The organism is Rhodohalobacter sulfatireducens (assembly GCF_022012475.1).
GTDB classification, from domain to species: domain Bacteria; phylum Bacteroidota; class Rhodothermia; order Balneolales; family Balneolaceae; genus Rhodohalobacter; species Rhodohalobacter sulfatireducens.
On sequence record NZ_JAKLWS010000028.1, the window covers coordinates 48,116 to 65,549 of the forward strand.

Sequence of the window (17,434 nt, forward strand, 5' to 3'; positions counted from 1 at the left end):
CATTTTTATTTTAGTATATCATCTGAAATTCAGGTTTCATAGTCACGGCCCACAGCAAATCCTGCACAGCCTCATTATTTGGCTTCTGTCCAAGCAATTTGCCAATAATCCGGGCTTCCTGACCAGTCGGAGGACGGCTCAGAGCCCGGAGATATATCTGCCGGATCAACTCTTCCGGATCCTCTCCATACTCACGAATCCATCGGTCAGCACCTCTCGAGAGAACATCATTCACCATCTCTCCATTGGTAAGCTCCAGGGCCTGTAATAAGGTAGGCTCGGAATCTCTTTTGGTGATAACGATCTCCCTGGGAGGACGTCCCAGTGCTTTTTGAAAGTCATCATTTTCCACCAGGGAAGCGCGAACAAACTGTAACCTATCCTCTGTGGATTCATGGCTAAAATCGAGCAATCGCCCCCAGTATTTATTATCCAGGCTGCTGCCAAAAGAGCGTACGGAATACCAGTCACTGTCATCGAAGTCGGATAGAGCCCAATCCGGATCAGGGTCCTGATTGTTAATTTTCCAATCCGTATTTGATCTCACCTCACTCTTTGTGCCATCTGAATAGGTGATCTCCATGTTCAATAATACACCGGCAGGTTCCGCAGTTGCACCTCTTTTTTCAGCTTTTACAGCCAGCAGATTTTTTCCGGTTGTTAAATAATCTGTTACATCTACATTCTGAACTTCTCGCCAATCATGGCCACCAACCGTTGACTCTCCATTAATAATGAGTTCAAACCGTTCATCAGCTGAGATGAGTAATCGTGCTTCGTTAATAATTTTATCGTTAGACAGATCGAATGTATGCCGCAGATAATACTGCCCCGGTGGAGCAAATGCCGGGCGTCCATTCTCCCGGGCATCAAACCAGATCCATGATGCTTCTGCAATTCGGGTGTCAAAAGGATCATAAGCTACAGAGCTGTAAACAGGTACAGCCAGACGTGTCAATGCATCGGCAAACTGCTCTGCCGTTAATCGTTTTCTCAATGGACCTTTGAAAACATATTCATCTGAGGGAGCTCTCGCTTCCTCGGCACTAAGTCCCACGGTAGGTAACTGATAAGTTCGGGAGCGTAATATTAATGAGAGTAAATATTTCTGGTTGTAATTGTGGTCAATGAAATCCGCTGCAAGCCAGTCCAAAAGCTCCTGGTTCCATGGTTTCGTATCCATCTCATCTACAGGTTCCACAAGGCCTTTTCCCATAAGTCGCTGCCAATGTCGATTCGTAATCGTACGATAGAGTCTGCCATTTTCCTCCTGAGTAACGATATCCGCCAGTTGTTCCAGCCTGTCATCGGTTGGCAAATTCTTATCCACTTCACCGAGTTCGCTGTATAGAAATCCGGGTTCGGCAAAATCTCCCGTGGGTTCTTCACATCTCTCAATCGCAAGCGATGTATCAGAGAAAACAGCTGCCAATGAGTACGCGTCCTTAAGGGTCCAGTTACTCACAAAGCTGTTGTGACAGGATGCACACTTTAAGTTTACTCCCATCAAACTCTGAGACAAGTTTTGAGCTGCTTGCATCTCTGTGGTCTGGCTGGCATTAACATCTCCCCGCCATTGAATGCCGCGAATGAAACCCTCCGATTTTTCACCGGGAGAGAGAAGCTCACTGACCATCTGGTTATACGGCTTGTTGTTCTCAAGAGCATCATACAACCACTCTGTTATCTGCTTTCTGCCGCCCGTAATAAATCCGGTTCCCGTATAAGCATTTCGAAGCAAATCATTCCAGAAGCTCAGAGAGTGCTGAGCATAATCATGCTCACGATTCAAAAGCGACTCGATCAATTGATCGCGTTTGTTGGCAGATGTATCACTCAAAAATTCCTTCAATTCACCCGGTTCCGGTAACAATCCGATCACATCTAAATAGACCCTCCGAACGAAAAGTGTATCATTAACCGGTTCCTGCCAACTTATACCTTGTTCTTTAAAATAGATGTCCACAAAACGGTCCACAGGATTTTCAAATTCATTTCCGGAATGCGGAAGTTCCGGTTTCGACAGAGCCATTTCAGCCTCACGAAAAGTCAGCACCTCTTCGTCAGACCAGTGTGCACCAAGTTCGATCCAGGTTTGGATTAGCTCGATCTCATCCGGGAATAACGCCCTCCCTTTTTGGGGCATCACATCATCGTGGCCCGCCGGCAGAAGCAGTCGCTTCATGAGTTCACTGCTTTCCGGTTCGCCCGGCGTTATAATGGGTCCACCATCACCCCCTGCCATAACTGCTGCTTCACTATCGAGAGCCAGCCCTCCCTCCATCTCATCGGAGGCGTGACAGCGATAGCAGCTGTTTGCAAAAATACGGCGAACCCCCACATTCAATTCATTCAGATGCTGCGGAGCCACAGAACCCATCTCACTGTGTTCTTTCACTTCAGTGAGCAATTCCGTGAACTCTCCCTCAGACACAACCTCATGATTCCATGGCAGAACATCCGAAATAAATCCTTCTCCGTGAGTGAGGCTTGCCCCGAAGTGTCCGGCAAATGTTAGTAAGAGCACGGTTAAGCCAAGAATACTGCGGTAGATATTCAGATCTTTTTTCCGCCTGCTCAAATCCGCCCGATAAAGAAGACCGGCCGCAGAAAGCGCTGCAACAGCTGTAGCAATGCCGGTCCATCGATGTAAGTTCAACGTTGATTCACTGTAATTCGACCCATAGGCAAGCATAAGCCCAAATAAAACAGCTACCAGGGATGTTCCGGCACCGATATATACAAGCCATCGGATGCCTGCTCTCAATTCAGATCGTTTGTTCCCGAGTGTGAATAGTTCAAGAAAAAAAGCTACAACCAACACCCCGATTGGAAAATGCACAATGATCGGATGCAGCCGCCCCATGAGTTGCCAAACCCATAGTTCTGAAAGGGAATCTATAAACAATAGAGCGATTATTACATTCACAATAGAGATTCTATCGGGATTAAGGTCTAAAGAATATAATCAATGAAGTTGCTGATTCCACTCATCACCAATTAAATGTTTCAAATCTTCAGGACACTTTTAATGTTATTTAAAGTATTGACAACGAGTTTACCGGTTAAAGGACACTTCTTTGGCTTTAATGTTTTTAAAGTATTGACAATGAAATCGCAGTCTACTTCTCTGTGTCACTCAGATTTAATTTGATTGTCATAAAATTCCGGCCTTGTATTTTCATCAATAATTTTTTGAAGCTTTAACAGCACTTTTTTTTGATTCCCTGACAACTGATCCAATGAGATCGGTATGTTTTCTTCTAAAGGATCTTTCGACAAATCATAAAATCTACCGTCTCTGTAATATTTGTATCGGTGGGTTCGTGCAAACTCATCGCCGGGCCCCTCTGGATCGTTATTTCGATACCACCACATATAGAGCCAGTCTGGTAACTTGACGTCTTCCCCGTAAAGAACTGGGGCAAAATTCACTCCATCCAGTTCCAAATCTTCAGGAATTTCAATTCCTGCAACGGCTGCAAGAGTCGGAAAAAAATATGTAAATCCTATGAGATCATTATTAACGAGACCTTCTGGTATAACACTTGGCCAGTTTGCAATTAACGCAACATGAGTGCCTGCTTCATTAGACGACAGTTTCGCACCGATGAATTCTTCGCCATTTATTATCGAGGAGACTCCCCTGGCCGTTCCGTTATCAGAGGTAAAAATGATGAGTGTATTCTCCCGCAGCTCCAGTTCCTCCAGTTTAGAAATAACTTTACCAACTAATTTATCAGCATACTGAACCATATCACCAAAATATTTGGGCTCTGTATGTAATCCAGGTATGACTTTTTCCTCTTCATGATCTCTTCTTAGAGTGGGATCCCAATCAGGCGAATCGGGAGTCGGTTCAAACGGCCAATGTGTTAGATTCATCGGGTAATAAACGAAAAATGGTTCCTCCTCATGGCGGTCAATAAAGTCCAGTACGTGATCATTTATAATGTCTGGCCCATATTCTCCATTTTTAAAATCCACCTCCTCGCCATTGATTTCTAATCCCGGATTAGGGTAACGATTCGGACGACGAGTAAGCTGCCACAAAGCATACTCATCAAACCCAAACTCATACGGAGCATTCAGTCCGCCTCCAAGTTGCCATTTTCCACCGATAAACGTTGCATAACCGGCATCTTGAAACAGATTTCCGAAGGTATATACGTCCGGATCCATTTTTCCAAACTCTGTGTAGTTACGACTATTATACTTTCCACTCATGATGGCCAGCCGTGTTGGAGTACAAACGGGTGTTGCATGTGCCTGATTAAACCGAATACCGGTTGCGGCCATGTTATCAAGAACCGGTGTTTGGTAAGACTCCCCTCCATAAGCCCCGATGGTTTCAAAGCCTTGGTCATCGGTCATGATTAAGATGATGTTGGGTGATCTCTCCTCACTATCGCAAGACACGAGTACGATTAATGCTATTAGTAATAAGAAAGACCATACTCGAGATTTATTCATCTGAAGTACAAGTATTTTATGATTCAATAAATGAATTGATTTCGTTACATCTACAGGGCACTCTTTAAATACTAAATAAATTTGAAATATTTGATAAGGAGTTTTGGTGATGTTAAATCAATTTCAGATATACCGAAATAAGATCATTCACGGTTACCCAGGTGTTCGATGCGCCAGCCGATCTGTCGGGAATCAACGACCGGTTCAATTGACCCAGGATTCACCTCATAGCCTAAATGGTCCCGCAAATAGGTCATTGTATTCAGCGCTAACAACACATCAGATTCATTATTTCTGGTGTTTACTATATCATATAGTATCGACATAGGATCGCCATCACCGATAATCCCTAAAAATTCTGCTGCACGGATTCGCACCACAGGTGACCCGTCATAGATAAGATCTTTGGCAAGACGAATCATCTCCTCTGCCTCCTCTCCAAACACACTACAGGAGATCAGGGCCCAATATCTTTTGAGGGGATCGTCAGCCTCAAGAGCTAGTTTCAAATCACTTTTCACTTGTTCGTAGGGAAGCAGTGTCAAATCTGCAATGTCTGACAATTCTGTGATGCGAGTTGTATTCTTTTGAGCAAATGAAAGTGGATCCTGAACTGCATTTTTCACCAAATAGCTCTCTGGAAAAAGACCCAAGTCCGGCATCGATCTCATGCGCAGGCGAAGACGACTGCGCATCTCTTCCAACACCTCTGCATATTCGGGATCATCGGCAAGATTTTTTGTCTCATGCGGATCTGATGAGATGTCATAAAGGGCTTCCGGTTGTCTCTCCTCAAAAAAATGTCTCTGTACTGAGTTTAATTCACCGTCTTTATAAGCATCTCTCCACTGCCTGTAGGCAAGCTGAATATAGCGGTACCGATTCCAGAGGCCGTCAGGGTAAAATGGATGAAAGTTGCGTATATATTTATAATCACCTTTACGAAGCGCTCGTACCATATCATATTTTTCATCAAACCGATCGGCATAGCTAAATGTCTCATCACGCTCATTAACCTGCTCAGCTGAGACATCCTTACCGAGGAATGGAACTCCGTCCATATGAGCTGGTAAGCCCACTCCTGCCAGGTTGAGTATCGTTGGTCCGAGATCAACAAACTCGACGAATCCTTTTACACGACTGCCGGGTTTAAACGGGGAAAGATGTTTGAACTTCTCCGGAATATAGACAACTAACGGCACGTGCAGCCCCGATTCGTAAACATACCCTTTACTCCTGGGCAGCACACCACCATGATCACCATAGTATATAATGATCGTATTTTCCATGAGGCCGTCTTTTTCCAGCTCAGTAAGCACCTGTCCAACTTTCTTATCGATATCAAGATGACGGTCCAAATAAGTTGCATGAGTATATCTTAACAATTCGGTATCCGGAAAGTAGGGAAAAACCTCAACCTCATCGGGATCATGAACAGTTGATTGTGTGCGAAAGGTCTCTTCATTAAAATGGAGTCTGCTCTCGTGGGTATCGGGTCCCGTTTGTTCCATATAAAAGAATGGAGTGTTTTCATTGGGTCGGCTGTTCCAGTGCGCCTCATTTCCATCTTCATCCCAAACATTTCCCTCCATCATGTTAAAATCTTTTTTCCCATTTACTACTGTGAAATAGCCCTGCTCTCTCAAGTAATGGGGAAACATTTCCCAACCCTCAGGCATGGTAACTTTTTCAATAGCCCGGTGGTGATGTGTCGCAGTTCGAGGAGCATATACACCATTCATTACCGCACTTCTCGCCACAGAGCAAACGGGTGAATTGGAAAAAGCACGGTCGAATGTGATTCCTGCCTCAGCAAGTGTCTCAATATTTGGCGTTTTGGCACCACCGGGGGAAAAATGGACCATATAATGGACGGAGTTGTCTTCAGAGACTAGTAAAACAATGTTTGGTCGATCATGAACCTCTGTTGAACTGTTTGCAATTGAAACAACCGGGATGAGTAAAAGAAGAGTAACAATCCAGTACAAGTGTTTATACTGTATATTTTTTTCAAATTCTACATACATATTTATCATGGACACATTATAAGTCCTGACTAATTAAGGGACCATTTCAATAGATTAAGTGCTAAATGAAATCACAGTTTCTTCTCTGCCTTAATTAACAGTTTAAAATTCACGTAGTAAGATCAAAATAATTAATTAAGGACGACTGCGGCCATTCCTGTCATAATCTTCAAGTATGCCCTGTAAGCGATTAACCACATCCGGATGATCCAACCATAAATTATTCGTTTCATCCAAATCATCCTCAAGGTTATAGAGTTGACCTTCCGGTCCGCCGGCTTCCGGCTCAATAGAAACAGGATCTGTGAAGCCACCTGAACCAAGTGATTCAATCAGCTTCCATTTGCCATCCTGGATGGTTCGAACTCCACGACTTGTTACACTAACAACCGGAGGCCGAATCGACTCTTCTCCAGAATGTTCACCTGCAAGAACTGAATAGAGACTGAAACTGTCCTCTCCTGTACTATCCGGAAGTTCTGTGTCAAGAACATCAGCAAAAGTAGCCATTAAATCCGTGAAAGAGATTGTCTGATGAGATACCGTTCCTTGCTCAACAACTCCGGGCCATCGTACAATAAACGGCATGCGGTGCCCGGCTTCGTAAGCATCACCTTTCATACCGCGCAGCCCCCCCTGGGAATCGTGATCAAATTGCTCTTTGTCTTTATCATACCATACCGGGCCGTTATCACTGGTAAAAATCACAAGGGTTTCATTAGACATACCTTGCTGATCTAATGCAGAAAGAATTTCTCCGATTTTCGAATCAACCATCGCCATAAAGTCTCCATACATACCTACGCCACTGACACCATCAAACTCCTGAGAAGGCAGCCATGGCGTATGTGGAGCCGGATACGCTATATACAGGAATAGCGGCTGGTCGGGATTCGATGAGCTGTGATCTTCAATCACATTGATCGACTCTTCCGTAAACCGGGGAAGAACATCTGCAAGATCGAGGTCCGGAGAAATACCGCCTTCCCGCCAGAACGCCCCCTGGATATCGGTCCAGATGCCACCGCTGTAATTATTACCAATGGAGTCTGATGGCGGATTTACCACACGGTCATCCCGAATATAGAAATAGGGTGGAATATCAGTTGAAGCCCGGATTCCGAAGAAGGAATCGAAACCACGATCTACGGGACCACCTGGCAAAACCTGTCCCTCCTCGTAGGTTCGATAGGCTGCTCGTGTATTATTTCCGGTTTCCTCAGCATTTTCTTGGCTAGCCTGAATGGCTTCCGATTCGTCAAACCCTAAATGCCATTTCCCAACCATTGCCGTATGATAACTTTCAGACTGTAACATGGAGCCAATTGTCATTCGATCTTCCTCTATCACGGGCTGCTCAGGCCAAACATTTGTATTCGTTCGGAATGGGTAACGGCCCGTCAGCAATCCATATCGTGACGGATGACAAACTGCGCCGGGTGCATGAGCATCCGTAAAACGCATTCCTTCAGTTGCAAGCCTATCAAGGTTGGGTGTTGGAATCTTTGATTGCGGATTATAACTTTTGAGATCCCCGTATCCCATGTCATCGACGAGGATGAGCAGAATGTTGGGTTTGCCCTGTTTTTTCTCATTGCTCCCAAATTTTTCTCCACACCCGGTAAGCAGCAGCAATACGGCACAAAACAACACCCTGAGCATATTATTATCTAAATTTACAGTCATCATAGCATAATTATTGATCAATATTATCTGTTAGTCCTCAATGCAGGATACTTGCCATTTCTAGCCTTAATATAACTGTGCATTTCTTTTCTGAGCATTTCTGTTTTATCCGGATATTGTTCTGCAATATTTTTCTGTTCCTCAATATCATTACTCAGATTATATAGCTCAACAGAATTGTCTTCATAAAACTCAATCAATTTCCAGTTACCCTGGCGAATAGCAGATCCCGGCCTCCAGGTGGAACCATGATAATGAGGGTAATGCCACACCAATGTTCTTTCCTTTCGTCTGTCTGAGTTTTTTAGATAAGGAACAATGCTTTCTCCATCCATATGTTGATCTTTTTGCATTGGCAGACCGGCCAATTCCAGAAGAGTGGGATAATAATCCATACTTGTCACCGGCTGACTGGAAATCTCACCTTCCGGCAAATTGGGACCCTTGATGATTAAAGGCACCCTAATTCCACCCTCATAAGCCCATCCTTTCCCGGCTCTGAGTGGACTAACAGCTGTTGGCCCAATATTTTTCAAGGTTGTTAGCCCCCCATTATCCGAAGTAAAAACGATGATGGTTTTTTTCGATAAATGCAGTGATTCCAGCTTGTCCAATATTTTACCCACATTTTTATCCATAGAACGAACCATAGCAGCATACTTATCGTCTGTCTGGTTCAGTCTAGTCTCACCCAGCCCTTCCCTTCGCTTTTGGGATTCTCCCCCGTCCGATAACATTGATTTTTTGTATTTGTAAAATTCATCAAATTCTTTAGCCCCCCTGAATGGGCGTGTGTACCGTATAAAACGACAGAAATAGAAAGAAGGGATCTTCTTCCACACTTTCTAAAAACTGAATTGACTCATCAGCCAATCGATCAGTCAGATATTCGCCCTCCGGCCCATCATTCAAACGCGGGTTTTCATACGGAGAATAATATCCTCCGGGTGGAGAACCTCTGTCATGACCTCCTTTATTGATATCAAAACCCTGATGTTCGGGCCAGTATTCCTCTGTTTCTCCCAAATGCCATTTCCCGGCAAAAAAAGTTTTATATCCATGATCTTTAAGCACTTCGGCTAAAGTTACCTCTTCCAGGGGAAGGTTGTGGATATCTTCCGGTGGTATGAGTTTCGGATTCTCAACCCGATCAATTGGCCGGCCGGGAATCCAATCAGTGATGCCCACCCTAATCGGGTCCTTGCCGGTCATAATAGCTGCTCGAGTGGGGGAACACACCGGATGAGCTGAATAAGCATCTGTAAATCGGATTCCTTTTTTGGCCAAATCATCCAGATTAGGGGTATCATAGAAATCGCTACCATAACTTCCCAGATCCTTCCAGCCTAGATCATCTACAAGTATGAATAAAATATTAGGTCTGTCTGCGGGTACAGAATTCCCTTTGTGACTAGAGTTACTTCCAGTTAAAAGAATAAAACCAAGCAGAATTGATATAAAGGATGATAGGTATTTATCAATTTGTTTATTCATCCCAGGTATCATCCTCATACTGCTCCTGCAGCTCATCAATTCTGTTCTTCAGTTCTTGCTGTATGTCGGCATATTCCGGTTCGCCGTATACACTTTGGATCTGCTCGGGATCAGTCTCAAGATCAAACAGTTCCCATTCGTTGTGATTTGGATAGTGTACAAGTGTGTACCGATCCGTTCTTACACCGTAATGTTTGGCTACTTCATGTACTCTTGGCGGACCTTCGTAATAGTGGTAATAAACCGTATCCCGCCAGTCACTTGGACGTTCACCATTCAACAATGGAACCATCGATTTGCCCTGCATTCTTGAGGGAATTTCAGCATCTGCCAGTTCTAATATGGTTGGTGCCAGGTCCAGGTTTTGTACAAGATCTTTGTTTACCGATCCTGCCTCGATTCCTTCCGGCCAGTGGGCAATCAACGGCATGCGCATCGACTCTTCATATATCCATCGCTTGTCGAACCAACCATTTTCACCCAAAAAGAATCCCTGGTCGCCGGCATAAATAATAATCGTGTTATCCAGTAAATTTTCCCGCTCCAGGTACGAGATCATCTTGCCTACCTGGTCATCCACTTCCCGGATCACCCGCAGATAGTCTTTTATATACCTCTGATATTTCCACCGAAGAAGATCCTCATCAGACATCTGGTCGTAATGATCATACAGGTACTGGTTATTTTCAGCATAGGCGTCCTTAATCCGCTCGAGCTGTTCATCTGTCAGACGATTTCGCTCAACTAAATTCTCCCATCCATCGGTCTGCTCACCGGTTTCAGGATGAATCGGCACTTTCAGATCCCAGGCCCAGCTCATGGTCGTTCCGATCTCCATGTCCTGCTCATGGGCAGGCGTTTCTAACCCGGAATAGTCGTAAAAAAGAGTGGGTGCCTCCGGCAGATCCCGACCCCGATAATCATTCAATGCCGGACCCGGCAGCCAGTTTCGATGCGGAGCTTTGTGATTGTAAACCATCATAAACGGTTTGTCCCTGTCTCGCTGTAATCGCAGCCATTCAATCGCTCTCTCCCCGATGATTTCGGTGGTATGGCCATGCCTGTCCACATCTCCGTTTGAGGTTCTCATCGTAGGGTTATAATAAGGCCCCTGGCCATACAGCACTTCGTAGTAATCAAAACCTTGTGGTTCCGTACCCAAATGCCATTTACCAACCATGGCGGTTTGATACCCATTGTTTTGTAAAATCATTGGAAAGGTTTCGAGATCCAGTGAGATCGATTCTCCGTTGGTCAGTACGCCATTTTTGTGGCTGTGCATGCCTGTCAGAAGCACGGCCCGTGAAGGTTTACAAATAGAATTGGTGACAAAAGCATTGTCAAACCGCATCCCGCCTTCAGCCAGCCGGTCGATATTTGGGGTGGGAGTATGATCCAGTTTCAGCCCATAATTCAACGCTTCCTGGTAAGCCCCAATCGATTGTGCGGTGTGATCATCGGAGTACATGATGATGATGTTGGGGAAGTCTTGATTTTGCGAGAATACGGTTTCACATAAAAAGAAACAAATCAAAATGAATATGTTGATTCTTATTGTCATAGCTTTGGTAATAAGATTATTCTATAAATTCTCGCTTATTATATGCAAAACTATGATTCTTTTTGTAAGCATTTCAGTAAGTGTCCTACTATAGCTGAACAGGATTTTATTATTTTAAAGCTTTTTCTGATTAAAAATAAGATTCACTGCCTCCATTAAGATCCAGATTGTAAAGCCAAGGATAATAGCTCCCAAAAGAAAAAGGAGAAGATCGCCTTCATTTGCTCCGTAACCCGACCATTCAAAGACCACCTGTTGTATCATCGCCCAAAGCGTCATAAACAATAAAAAGATCATCGGTATCAGCGTATAGACAATCGGACGCCCCTTTTTCTTTAACCATATCGTAATCAGCAAAAAACTAATCCCGGCAAGTAGTTGATTCGAGGTACCAAACAGCGGCCAGAGCAGGTAGCCGCCCGAACCAAGTCCTCGCGGACCTTCTGGAAGAAGTACAAGAGCTGCACTCGATATGACCGCTATGGAAGTTGCCACATGAATATTTGTCAGTTGTTTGACTTCATAGACTTCACCAAGTTCGGAGATGATATACCGCATCAAACGCACTGATGAATCTAATGTCGTTGCCGCAAAACTGACTACAATCACGGCAATAATGGTACGAGCAGCTTCTGCCGGAATCCAAAGTCCCGTAGCCAATTGGCCGGCTCCCTGGATAAAAGCATTTAACCCATGTTCTCCTGCGGCAGCAAATGAGGAGTAGGTGGAAGCAAAGGCCTCACTGCCGGAAAAAAATGTTCCTACTGCCAATATAGTAATGATTGCAAGTGCTCCTTCCCCAATAGCCCCTAAATAACCAACAAAACGGGCATCGGTTTCTTTATCAATTTGTTTCGAAGTGGTCCCCGAGGCAACCAACCCGTGGAATCCCGAAACGGCGCCACAGGCAATGGTGATAAATAGCAATGGAAACCAGCTCACATCATCCGCAGCCGGATTATTCATGGGTGCGGTCACTCCCGGCGCCATCACAAGCAAGCCTGCATAGAGAATAAATAGCCCAAGAATAAGCTGCTGTGCATTGATAAAATCTCTGGGTTGAAGCAATTTCCAGACTGGCAACACCGAAGCAATATAAACATAGACCATGAGGATGATAATCCAGGTAAGAAAAGCCATCGATACCCCATTCAATCCAAATAAAACAGTTTGCCCTTCCCCTCCGAACATGTGGACCAGATCTACCTGCAAGGCCGGAACATAGGAGGCAAGAACAGCCGTACCATACATTATAACTAACACCAGAATAGTTGGAATCAACATATTCCCCTGGCGTTTATAGGTGTAATATCCAATCCATACGGCAAGGGGTATTTGAATGAATATCGAGAGTACACTTGCCGGAAAGGAAATAAACAGGTTGGAGATCACCCAAGCGAATACAGCATTGATCATCAACACCAGAATCAGAATGATGAACAAAAACAATATTCTTGCTCTCTTTCCAATTAGCTCGTCTGCAAGGGTGCCAATGGAACGCCCTTTATGGCGAATGGAAAGAACCAGTGCACCAAAATCGTGTACACCAGCAGCGAAAATCGTTCCGAAAGCCACCCACAATATGGCAGGCAACCACCCCCAATAAATGGCAATGGCAGGTCCAACTATCGGTGCCGCACCGGCAACAGATGTAAAGTGATGTCCCAATACAACCCACTTATTGGTCGGAACATAATCCCTGCCGTCTTCAAGTTCATGGGCCGGTGTTTGATAATCCGGATCAAGCTGATAAATACGTTTAGCAATAAAGGAGGAATAAAACCGGTAACCAAAATAAAAGGAACCCATTGCCGCTACGGCAAGCCAAATACTGTTCATATATTTTCTTTACTAAATGTCAGTTGATTTGCTGTTTATTAAAGAACTCCAACTGCCATTTATCAACTCATCTTTTAATTCAGTCTGAATATTCAAGTACTTGACCATCCGCTTCGAGATCATTTCTAAGATCATTATAGTTTACATCTTGCACAGCTTGGCCTTCTCGTATCGCCAAAACAGCAGCAGCAGCAGCACTATGCCCCAAAACCATAAAAACCGGTTCCATCCGAATCGATCCAAAAGCAATATGTGATGCCGACATGGCTACTGGGACCAATAAATTTTGAATCTCATCTTTTTTAGGAATGAGAGAACCATAAGCAATTTCATAAGGCTGGTCGGGGCTCACTCCTATATCTCCTTCATTTTGAACATATCCTTCAGGAGTAATATATCTCTGTACATTATGAGAATCGAGTGTATAAGACCCCATACCTATCGATTTGGGTACCTCACGATTACCTAATACTTCATGCTCGGTCATTACAAAATCACCGATCATTCTACGTGCTTCACGAATATACAATTGATGAGGCCAATTACCATTATCGGTAAATTCATCTTTAGCTAATCCCCACCGTTTTACTTCGTTCTGAATTTCGCGTGGTACACGCGGATCATTTGCTAAAAAGTACATCATACCTTTCTGATAATCCTCATGCTCTTGGATGATCTGCTCACGGCGTTCATACGATGCTTCTGGATAGTCGTAATTCATACCCATGTAATCGGTACTTACCGGTCCATGGTTGTTCGTATCCGTTTTTCGGTTCGGAATTTCATCATATTTGGTGAAGAAGTTATTTCTCTCATGCCAGCCAGACTCAAACAGACGTAATAAAAGAATATATTGAGATGGCTCGTAATTATCCGGTTTTGGGAATGGAACTTTATTATCAGGATGATCACTTAAACACATTCTAAAACAATAGGCTTGTACTCTATGATCACCACTTCCCTTTTCGCCAGGTGGTGCTACCGACACGCCTCCAATAATTCCGCTGGAAGGGTCACCGGGTGATACATATGGATCTATATGAGGACCATCAGGTGGGAAAAAATGATTGTGATGGTATACGCCTGTCTGTACTCCATTCCATTCTTCATCATAGGTATCATTAGACTCCCTACCCACATGATAGCTGACTCCGGCGGCTGCCATAAGATCTCCTTCATAAGTTGCATCAATAAACATTTTACCCTTGAATCTTTTTCCACTTAGAGTTTCAAATGAGACTATACGACCATCTTCGGTCACAACACCATCCTTACGATCCAACCACTCATCTCTTAGAACTGTAATTCCTTCGTCATTTATAAAATCTTCAAATACTTGTTCAGCAATATGGGGTTCAAAAATCCACATCGTTCCAAACTCCTCATCCAAGGCTGTAGTCCCCTGTCCACGATTTCCATACTCCGAACGATCCTGCCATTGCCAGGTCTCATCCTGCTGGTAGTATTCATACACTCGCTGATAAAACTCTCTGGATAGGCCACCAATTACCTCTTTATTACCAGTATCAGTGAATCCAAGGCCACCGGAAGAAAGCCCCCCCAAATGTATATCTGGCGATACCATAATGACCGATTGTCCAGTCCTGGCTACTTTTACTGCCGCAGTAACCGCTGCCGATGTACCACCATAAATGATGACATCCGCTTCAAAATAATTCGAACTGGCAGAACCTCGATCTGTAATATTAATCGATAAAAGTACTGTAGTAAGAAATAAAATAATTTTTGTTTTCATAATGCTTTGTTTGATTGGTTAGCTGTATTCTGGTAAGTGAGGAGGCCATTCGTTAAGATCTACATCTAATCGTTGGTCTTCTTTCAGAAGTTGACTCCTAAGTTCTCTATAGGGCACATCCTGAACAATACCATTTTGATTTATTGCAATATCAGCGGCCACTGCTGATGATTGCCCCAAGATCATGAATACTGGTTCCATTCGAATAGAACCAAATGAAATGTGTGATGCTGAAATCCCGTTGCAGCATACGAGTAAGTTTGTGCACTCCTCCCGTTTTGGAGTTAAGGATCGATAGGAAATCGCATATGGACCGCCGGGTGTATATTCAAGGTTCCCTTCATTTTGCACATATCCGTCCTTTGTAATGTACCTTTGGACATTATGAGAATCCATATTATAGGATCCGAGACCAATCGAATCCTCGACGACACGCATTCTTCTGCAGTCATGCTCTGTCATAACATACTCGCCAATCATTCTGCGAGCTTCACGCACGTAAATCTGTGGAGTCCAATTCCCATTTTCTGGATATTCATCCGCGGCCAGACCCCATTTACTGTACTCTTCCCGGAAATGCTCCGGAACTCTGGGATGATTCGCCATTGCCCACATGTGCCCTTGCTGGTATAGTCTATAATCTTCAAGAATACGATCGCGGGTGTCGTGATCTCCGTCCGGATAGTCATAATTCATCCCGATATTATTGGTAGATACAGCCCACCTATTATTGATATCTGTTTTCCGATTTGGCATTGGAGAGTTTATCCAGGGGAATCTATCATCACCAGCTTCAAAGTTACGAAATAGCAATTCATGCCTTAAGTCTTCATATCCTTCCGGCTTTTCAATGGGTATTTGATTTTCCGGCACATCGGTTAAACACATTCGATAACAGTATGCCTGGACCCTGTGATCACCGGAAAATTCTTCTCCGGGACCTGTAGGGTCAATCCCCGGCAGAACGCCACTATGACTTTGCCCGGGTTCTATATACGGATCTACTTTTTTATTGAAAATATGATTGTGAGATCTTTCTGTCTGAACACCATTTAAATGTTCGTCATATTTGCCATTACTTTCTCTTCCAACAGTATAGCTTACACCTGCCATGGCCATTAAGTCACTTTCATAGGTGGCGTCCATAAAGACTTTCCCCCTGTAAACATTCCCATCTTCAGTTATCATTGCTGAAATTTTATCTCCTCTTTTTTCTACTCCATTACCATTCAATAAAATCCGATCATTTAAAACCACAGGAACACCAGCTTCCTCTAACATCTCTTCGTAGATCATTCTTGCTACTTTTGGTTCAAACCCAAACATTCCTTCGCTATCAGGTTCCAGGCGGTTGGTACGGTTCATATATTCGTCCCAGGTTTGGTATTTCCAGGACTCATCATTTAAATAATATTGGCGTACTTTTTTATAAAAATCTAGAGACATTCCACCAATGGCGCCTCCTTCGCCCTCTACCCCTATATCTGTTTGGCTGAGCCCCCCTGAAGTGAGCCCCCCCAAATGGTTTGAGGGTTCAACAATAATTACTGAACGCCCGCGCTTTGCTGCTGCAACACCGGCTATAATGCCTGCTGAAGTTGCACCATATACTACAACATCAAATTCCTCATCCGAGTTAAATACAGATTTGATTACCCCTGATGGAAGAAATATTCCTGAGCTGAGTAAGAATGAGTTTTTTAAAAAATCACGTCTATTAATAGCCATACTATTTGATTCTATAAGTGAGTGTTATCTTAGTTGAGAAAACTACTATTACAATGTTACCATACATCCATCTTCAATTACTGGTTCGCTGGAATGTCGATCCCTGTGTTCAGGAGGTTCTTCATCAAAAGGAAGTGGAGGATAAGTATCAGTATCCACTTCCAATTTTTGTCCATCCCTGTTTAATTGATCACGTAGTTTTTGGTAGTCCAAATCATGCAGGTCGCTTCCCTCCTTTAAGGATTGAACTGCTGCCGTAGCCGCCGACTGACCTAACATCATAAATACCGGTTCCATACGGATAGAACCGAAAGCAATATGAGAAGAAGAAACTGCGCAACAAGCCAATAGATTTCCACATTCCTGCTTTTTTGGTAGTAACGACCGGTAGGAAATTGCATAAGGACCACCCGGGGATACCTCAATATTCCCCTCATTTTGTACACAGCCATCTTGCGTGATATACCGTTGAACATTGTGTGAATCCATCGAATATGAGCCTAGTCCAATTGGATCATTTGCTATTCGTAAACGTCTGCAATCTTGCTCCGTCATTACATATTCTCCGATCATGCGGCGAGCTTCACGTACGTAGATCTGTGTAGGCCAATTTCCGTTTTCGGTAAACTCATCTGCAGCTAATCCCCATTTATTTACCTCTTCTCGAATATTCATAGGTATCCTTGGATGATTTGCAAGTGTCCACATCAATCCCCGCTGGTAGTGCTGTTGCTCCTGCAAAATTCGTTCGCGAGTCGCATAATCCCCATCCGGATATTCATAGTTCACATTGATGTGATTTGTAGAAAAGCCCCAGCGATTGTTGGTATCTGTTTTTCGATTGGGCATTGCTCCCGGCAGCCATGGGAT

Annotated in this window: 11 protein-coding genes; all 11 read right to left on the reverse strand. The window is 43.9% G+C overall.

All coding sequences use genetic code 11. The features are described 5' to 3' along the window. Window positions 1–10 precede the first annotated feature (10 nt). Window positions 11–2,929 (reverse strand): DUF1549 domain-containing protein, encoded by a 2,919-nt coding sequence (locus tag L6773_RS16700; RefSeq protein ID WP_237855598.1) that lies wholly within the window; start codon window positions 2,927–2,929, stop codon window positions 11–13. Window positions 2,930–3,135: 206 nt separating this feature from the next. Continuing rightward, window positions 3,136–4,473 (reverse strand): sulfatase family protein, encoded by a 1,338-nt coding sequence (locus L6773_RS16705; RefSeq protein WP_237855599.1) that lies wholly within the window; start codon window positions 4,471–4,473, stop codon window positions 3,136–3,138. Window positions 4,474–4,616: 143 nt separating this feature from the next. Further along, entirely contained in the window at window positions 4,617–6,500 is a 1,884-nt protein-coding gene (locus L6773_RS16710) for a sulfatase-like hydrolase/transferase (protein ID WP_237855600.1), read from the reverse strand. 135 nt (window positions 6,501–6,635) lie between these two features. Then, window positions 6,636–8,189 carry a sulfatase family protein gene (locus tag L6773_RS16715; RefSeq protein ID WP_237855601.1) on the reverse strand — a complete coding sequence of 518 codons (1,554 nt, stop codon included), beginning with the start codon at window positions 8,187–8,189 and terminating at the stop codon, window positions 6,636–6,638. Between the two features lie 20 nt (window positions 8,190–8,209). Next, window positions 8,210–8,923, reverse strand: a complete 714-nt coding sequence (locus L6773_RS21495; protein ID WP_255727772.1) for a sulfatase-like hydrolase/transferase — start codon at window positions 8,921–8,923, stop codon at window positions 8,210–8,212. Between the two features lie 34 nt (window positions 8,924–8,957). Further along, complete coding sequence (locus L6773_RS16725) at window positions 8,958–9,680, reverse strand: sulfatase-like hydrolase/transferase (RefSeq protein ID WP_255727773.1); 723 nt, start codon at window positions 9,678–9,680, stop codon at window positions 8,958–8,960. Further along, window positions 9,673–11,241: a sulfatase family protein gene (locus L6773_RS16730; protein ID WP_255727774.1), complete on the reverse strand. Its 1,569-nt coding sequence runs from the start codon at window positions 11,239–11,241 to the stop codon at window positions 9,673–9,675. The genes L6773_RS16725 and L6773_RS16730 overlap by 8 nt, the downstream gene beginning before the upstream one ends. A 114-nt stretch (window positions 11,242–11,355) precedes the next feature. Next, complete coding sequence (locus tag L6773_RS16735; protein ID WP_237855603.1) at window positions 11,356–13,080, reverse strand: carbon starvation CstA family protein; 1,725 nt, start codon at window positions 13,078–13,080, stop codon at window positions 11,356–11,358. A gap of 79 nt (window positions 13,081–13,159) precedes the next feature. Beyond that, on the reverse strand, window positions 13,160–14,836 hold the full coding sequence (locus L6773_RS16740) for an FAD-dependent oxidoreductase (RefSeq protein ID WP_237855605.1): 1,677 nt from the start codon (window positions 14,834–14,836) through the stop codon (window positions 13,160–13,162). 18 nt (window positions 14,837–14,854) lie between these two features. Continuing rightward, window positions 14,855–16,564 carry an FAD-dependent oxidoreductase gene (locus L6773_RS16745; protein ID WP_237855606.1) on the reverse strand — a complete coding sequence of 570 codons (1,710 nt, stop codon included), beginning with the start codon at window positions 16,562–16,564 and terminating at the stop codon, window positions 14,855–14,857. Window positions 16,565–16,612: 48 nt separating this feature from the next. Beyond that, the coding region (locus L6773_RS16750) for an FAD-dependent oxidoreductase (protein ID WP_237855607.1) at window positions 16,613–17,434 on the reverse strand (822 nt) is incomplete at its 5' end.